Origin of the sequence: Metabacillus niabensis (assembly GCF_902829255.1) — a bacterium.
In the GTDB taxonomy this organism is placed as follows: domain Bacteria; phylum Bacillota; class Bacilli; order Bacillales; family Bacillaceae; genus Metabacillus; species Metabacillus niabensis.
This window is the reverse complement of sequence record NZ_CADEPK010000090.1, coordinates 1-6,643: the sequence shown is the minus strand read 5'-3', so window position 1 is coordinate 6,643 and position 6,643 is coordinate 1. Positions and strand designations below refer to the sequence as shown.

Here is a 6,643-nt window from a genome sequence, read left to right as displayed (position 1 = left end):
AATAATATCTGTAGGGAGAAAATGTGACGATTGATACATAAATTTTGGTTTCTTATGTCCTAGTTCATATATGCGATCACTTTTTCTACGTTGATGCCAAAGCTAGTGACGGCTAGAAAAACATATAGAGGTGGCTGAAAATTAATACTTTAAAAGATAAAAAGTTTACAGTCATCATCTCCGTAACGATACTCATTATTACAATACTCTCTTCATTAAACTTGTATGCAACATATCAAAACACTAGAAAGACGATTGAATTAACTATTGCAAACCAAGGAATGGCGAAAGCTCAAAATATAGTAGGCAGCATGAATATAGAAATCCTTGAAAAATTTTTGCAGAATCAACAATCTAGCGAGATACGTCGTCAACTTAGCGAGGAAATGAAAAAATCTAAAAGGTATACAGGTGTTCGAGATATATATTTCATTCATACAGACGAGGCAAATCAACCTAGATTAATAGATGAAAATCTAGCGGAGGATTCAGTAAAAAAATTCGGAGATTGCTGTAAACAATTAAAGGAATTGAAAAGATTTGATAGAGAAGCTAAACCATTCACAAAAAGAATGGAAGATCCATCTGGCCAAACGTATGTAATAGCAGGGGTTCCAATTGTATCGAAAAAAGCTGAGACGATCGGAATGCTAATTATTGAAGAAGGTATTGAAACTGTAAAGAAGATTACGAAAGATGTGACGTTAAATAGCATTCCGTATTTTTTATTTAGCGGTTTATTTGTTCTGTTTTCCTTTAGCACGTTTCTCATCTACCAATTTTGGGTACAAAGAAAAGTGACCATACAGGTTGGGGAAACAGAGGAAACGTACCAAGGTGAATTTCAATCAATGCTTCAAACGATGAGATCGATTCGGCATGATTTCATTAACCATATCCAAGTAATCCAAGGGTTATTACAGTTAAAAAAGGAAGAACGTGCTTTAGAGTATGTGAATTCACTAACATCTGAAGTGATTTCGATGGAATTACCTTTTAAAGTAAAAAATCCGGCACTTTTCATTTTATTGCAATCAAAATGGGCGCGTGCCCAAAATGATAAGGTGGATATGCATATATTCGTTAATGATGATGAGCAGTTTACTAAATTAAAATCAATTGATCTTATAAGAATTTTATCAAACCTAATCGATAATGCATTTGATGCTACCCTTGTTTTACCTGAGTCCGAACGATTTATTAGCATTGAAGCAAAGGCAATCCAAGCTAAATATATATTTAAGGTAGAAAATATTGGACCAACCATCCCAGAGGAAAATGTGCGCAAAATTTTCAAGACAGGTTTTTCAACCAAACAGGAACGACACGGAGTTCCCCGAGGCGACGGTTTAAGTATCGTAAAGCAGGTTGTTGATATGTACGGTGGGACAATTAATGTTACTTCTGTAAAAAACTCTACAATCTTTGAAATCGAAATTCCAGTTTGAAGAAGCTAATTAATAGCTTCTTTTTTTTCGTCTATGGTAAAGATTTTTGTTGATTTTTAGCCACTTTATTAATTGGAGCGGATACATGAGACTCCTTCTTAGCGAGGAGTATAAAGAGAGACCCCATTGGAGCTTGCTCCAGGTCCTTTTTTTATAGGAGAAGCAATACTTTAATAGGATTTACGAGCAAAAAAAGTACCAATTCATGTGAGATTGCATATACATAGTAGAAAAACATTTTTGTGAGATGATTGAGCCTCCTTGTTGAAGAGGATTTAAATATATGGTACATTGATCTGAAAAACTTGGTGAGGAGGATGAACATGTGTCGAGTATTACTAAAGGATTTATTTACTCACCCAATTGCTCAAAAATATTTAAACCGATCTGGAGTCGATCATGCCATTAAGGTTGCAGAATATGCAGTGCAGCTTGCGGTAAAGCATGGTGTGAATCCTGATCTTGCAGCAAAAGCAGGATTGCTCCATGATATTGGCCATTATGAATGGTATACGAACGGCGAATGGGATTATGAAAAATACAAAAAAAATGATATACATGCGATTAAGGGTGCAGAAAGAGCACATAAATTATTAATTAGACTTGGTGAAGATAGACAATATGCAAAGGAAATTGCTTTAGCAATATTACTTCACACAGATTCCTATCTTCCGGAAAATTCAATGAAAAAAACAACATTACAACAAATTGTTCGTCTTGCTGACGAAATGGATGAAGAACCATATGGTAAGCACCATTATCGAAAAATATCCAAAGAGGAAGCAATGATAAAAATTGATCGTCTTGACCATAAAATTTATCAACTTCTAACAAAATATCGTGAATCAGTTTAAAAATCGAGATATGGCTATAAATCTCAAAAACATAAATCTAAGGTATTAGGAGCAGATCTTTATGCAATATGATTGCTTTAGGTCTGCTTATTTTGTACATATAGGTTAATTAGTTGTATTCGTTTTTCAAAGTATAACGTTTGACTGTACGGTTTTAAAAAAATATAATTAAACTAATACTAGGATCAAGAGGTGATTGGATGGGGTGTCATTGTATAAAATCGGTGAGCTAGCCGAAAAGGTAAATGTTTCGAAACGAACAATTGATTATTATACACAAATTGGTTTACTTCAAGTTGAGAAAACATCTACCTCTAATTATCGTTTATATAGTGATAAAACGGTCCAGGATATTCGCTTCATTGAATTATGTAAGGAATTAAATATGAGTCTGCAGGAAATTAAAGAACGAATGGAAATAAGACGGTATAAAAGCCTTTCGGAAGATGAGCAAGACAAATGTATAAAGTTTGCGAAGCTTTTAGCAGCACATATGAAAAACCTTGAGGTTGAGATACAAGAATTAAAACCGTTATTTGAACAACTAAATAAGGATTCTCAAGCTAAAGTAACGCAACAAATAAGTTCCCAAAGTAAATCGTTAATCGAATCTTTATCGTTGATTATGAAGTAATTTTGGAGAAAAATTGGACATCTAATAAGAGAGGAAGTAACAACATCTATTTAAATAGATGTTAGAAAATAGAGGAGGAAGATCATGTTTTTTCATCCAATGGACATATTAATTTTTGCTGCTTTAGGATTATCCATTTGGGCACAGTTTAAAGTAAAAGGTATTTTTAACAAATGGTCACAGGTTGCTGTTTCTTCACATAAAACAGGTGCAGAGGTAGCTAGACAAATCCTTGATCAAAACGGTTTGTATCAAGTCCGTGTAGAGCCTGTACGTGGGACATTATCAGATCATTACGATCCAATGAAACGAGTTGTCCGCTTATCTGAGCCTGTTTATTACGGACATTCGATTGCATCGGTATCAGTTGCTTCACACGAAGTAGGGCATGCGATTCAGCATAAGGAAGCATATGGGGCATTAGTTCTTCGCCATAAGATGTTTCCTGTTGTTAATTTAACATCAGGAATTGCTCCATTTTTGTTCATAGGTGGTCTTTTACTAAGTAATTTAAATTTAATTGGCTTAGGAATAATTCTCTTTTCTTTCGCGGTTGCATTTCAAGTTATTACATTACCAGTTGAGTTTAACGCAAGCTCACGAGCAAAAAAAATTATGGTCTCTGAAGGGATTATTACGAATAATGAAGAGCACGGTGTAAATAAAGTATTAGGAGCAGCTGCATTAACATATGTAGCAGGTGCGTTAATGGCTTTATTTGAATTGTTAAAGTTCGTTATGATTTTCTTCCAAGGGAACGATGAATAACAAAAGGTGAATATTTCATTCATTAGGAGGTGACAGGGATTGTTCGTAGTGGATACACTTATGAGCAATCCCTCATTTTGGACATAGTTAACCTGATCCTGATTGCAATATTAATTGCAGTCACTGCATTTTTCGTAGCATCGGAATTTGCAATTGTGAAATTAAGAAGCTCCCGTCTCGATCAGCTTATCGCAGAGGGGAATCAATCAGCAAAAGTAGCAAAGAAGATTGTCTCGAATTTAGATGGATATTTATCAGCCTGTCAGCTAGGTATTACGATTACTGCGTTAGGCTTAGGATGGCTTGGTGAACCAACATTTGAGAGCATGCTGCACCCGCTGTTTGAACAGCTTCATATAAACGAATCATTTTCTTCTTTTTTCTCGTTTATTAGTGCCTTTCTAATCGTTACATTTCTCCATGTCGTCATTGGAGAATTAGCTCCGAAAACCGTTGCGATTCACAAGGCAGAGAATATTACGCTGTTATTTGCCAGACCTCTTATTCTATTTTATCAGATCATGTTTCCTTTTATTTGGATTTTGAATGGCTCTGCAAATTTACTCATTCGTACCATCGGATTAAAGCCAGCATCAGAACATGAGCTAGCACATACAGAAGAAGAGCTGCGTATTATTCTTTCGGAAAGCTATAAGAGCGGTGAAATCAATTCGTCGGAATTTAAATACGTAAACAAAATATTTGAATTTGATGAACGAATTGCAAAGGAAATTATGGTACCGAGAACCGAAATTGTTACAACGTCCGTTGATAATACCTTTGAAGAAAATCTTGAGATTATGAGAACGGAGGAATTTACCCGTTATCCGGTTGTAAACGGTGATAAAGACCATGTTCTTGGAATGGTAAATATTAAAGAGATATTTACAGATTTGTATTATTTAACACCTCAGCAACGAAAAAACGCATCAATTCAAAAGTATATTAGGCCGGTAATCCAAGTAATTGAATCAATCCCTATACATAAGCTATTAATAAAAATGCAAAAGGAACGAGTCCATTTAGCGATTTTAGTTGATGAATACGGGGGAACAGCTGGATTAGTAACAGTTGAAGACATTATTGAGGAAATTGTTGGAGAGATCAGGGATGAATTTGACCAAGATGAAGTACCGGAAATACAACAACGTGGAAACATGCATTATGTAGTTGAAGGTAAAGTCTTAATCCAAGAGATTAATCGATTGCTAGAGTTAGATATCGAAGAGGACGAGGTTGATACATTAGCAGGTTGGATTCTCACCCAAAATATTGACTGTAAAATCGGAGATAAAATCCTTTATAAAGGAGTCGAGTTTCAAATTATTGATATGGAGGGGCATCTCATCCGTTCAATCGAAATTCGGAAAATTCCTGAATTAGAGGTCATTGAAGAGGTATTTGTTGAGTAAATATAGTTATAGAGCTGTTTCGATTTTAAGGATTTATCCTTTTGAGACGGCTCTTTTTGCTGTATCTTCATCTTGCCCCTTGAGGTCACAACGATTCGTTGCCGTTTTTGTATAGTATATTCCTATAAAATCATGTAAAGTAGAATTAAAACTACTTAGAAAAAAGTTCTAGAAATGGGAAGCTTTTTTGAAACGTTTCACCGCATTGAAACGTATAGCCTATATAATGTGATAAATCTGGCTATACTTTTACTAGATTGCGTAAGTTGCGGTGCTTACATATATAGGAGGATTTCGTTTGTTTAAATCAAAAACGCATTTTTGGACACTTCAGATTTTATTGTTGTTATTAATTGTCTATGTTGGCACGAAGGTTTCCTTTCTTTTTGAACCAATCATAGTCTTTGCTTCTACTTTATTTTTTCCTATTTTAATTGCTGGAATCTTATTTTTTATCTTTTCACCTTTAGTGAAACTTCTTGAGAAGGGGAAGGTACCGAGAACACTTGCTATCTTAATTCCTTATATAGTCTTTATTGGTGTTATTGCAGCAGTTGTTGCATTCGTGGGACCAATTTTATCACAACAGGTAACAGATTTAGTGAAAAATGTTCCAACCTTTGCAACGGAAATATCGAATTTCATTACCAACCTTACGCAAACATCTGAGTTTAAATGGGTAATGGAACAGGAATATGTTTCGTTAGAGCAAATTGAGGATACATTAACAGGCCTTGCAACAAGCCTACCTGAAAGCATTACTGCAAGCTTTACAAAGGTACTAGGTGTTGTGACAGATATTACATTAACGATGATTACTGTACCATTTATTTTATTTTATATGCTGAAGGATGGCCATAAGCTGCCAGGTCAAATTGTAAAAATCTTACCTAACACTTATCGTCATGAAGGGGTTAAGATTTTACAAGATTTAAATAATACTTTATCTGCTTATATTCAAGGCCAAGTAATCGTCTCATTATTTGTTGGCGTCGGCTGTTATATCGGTTATTCCATTATTGGTTTAAATTATGCATTAGTTTTAGGGTTAGTCGTTGCTGTGGCGAATATTATTCCGTATTTAGGGCCATTTATCGGTGCTGCTCCGGCTGTCATTATCGCTTTGTTAGATTCACCAGGAAAGGCTCTTTTAGCAGCACTTGTCGTGACAGTAGTTCAGCAAATTGACGGGAACTTCCTATCTCCACTTATTATCGGGAAACGATTAAATACCCATCCGTTAACGATTATTTTATTATTAATCGGAGCGGGGAGCTTTGGGGGTATATTGGGGATGATCCTTGCGGTTCCAACGTATGCCGTACTTAAAGCTGTAACGTTAAATATCGTTCGCTTAATTAAATTACGAAATAAATATAAGGTTGAGTTGAAAAAAGAAAAGATTAAGGAAAATGAGAACGAAAAACGCTGATTTTCATAAAATATATGAAAAATAGTCTTGAATTCACAAGATAGCAGGAGGAGTAGCATGCCCGCATTTGTAGGTCCTGTTGAATTATTATCAAT

The 6,643-nt window shown here is 35.0% G+C and carries 6 protein-coding genes; all 6 read left to right on the top strand.

The genetic code is table 11. The features are described from left to right. Positions 1–311: 311 nt before the first annotated feature. The 6 genes from HU235_RS09280 (at position 312) to HU235_RS09255 (ending at position 6,548) form a co-directional block, all read left to right on the top strand. Positions 312–1,448, top strand: a complete 1,137-nt coding sequence (locus tag HU235_RS09280; protein ID WP_174880040.1) for a sensor histidine kinase — start codon at positions 312–314, stop codon at positions 1,446–1,448. 323 nt (positions 1,449–1,771) lie between these two features. Beyond that, positions 1,772–2,302, top strand: coding sequence for an HD domain-containing protein (locus HU235_RS09275; RefSeq protein ID WP_174880039.1), 531 nt, complete (start codon positions 1,772–1,774; stop codon positions 2,300–2,302). Between the two features lie 205 nt (positions 2,303–2,507). Next, on the top strand, positions 2,508–2,936 hold the full coding sequence (locus HU235_RS09270) for a MerR family transcriptional regulator (RefSeq protein WP_174880038.1): 429 nt from the start codon (positions 2,508–2,510) through the stop codon (positions 2,934–2,936). A gap of 84 nt (positions 2,937–3,020) precedes the next feature. Further along, positions 3,021–3,704, top strand: a complete 684-nt coding sequence (locus HU235_RS09265) for a zinc metallopeptidase (RefSeq protein ID WP_174880037.1) — start codon at positions 3,021–3,023, stop codon at positions 3,702–3,704. A 77-nt stretch (positions 3,705–3,781) separates the two neighbouring features. Next, positions 3,782–5,116 (top strand): hemolysin family protein, encoded by a 1,335-nt coding sequence (locus HU235_RS09260; RefSeq protein WP_174880036.1) that lies wholly within the window; start codon positions 3,782–3,784, stop codon positions 5,114–5,116. Between the two features lie 298 nt (positions 5,117–5,414). Beyond that, positions 5,415–6,548 carry an AI-2E family transporter gene (locus HU235_RS09255; RefSeq protein ID WP_174880035.1) on the top strand — a complete coding sequence of 378 codons (1,134 nt, stop codon included), beginning with the start codon at positions 5,415–5,417 and terminating at the stop codon, positions 6,546–6,548. The last annotated feature ends 95 nt before the right edge of the window (positions 6,549–6,643 follow it).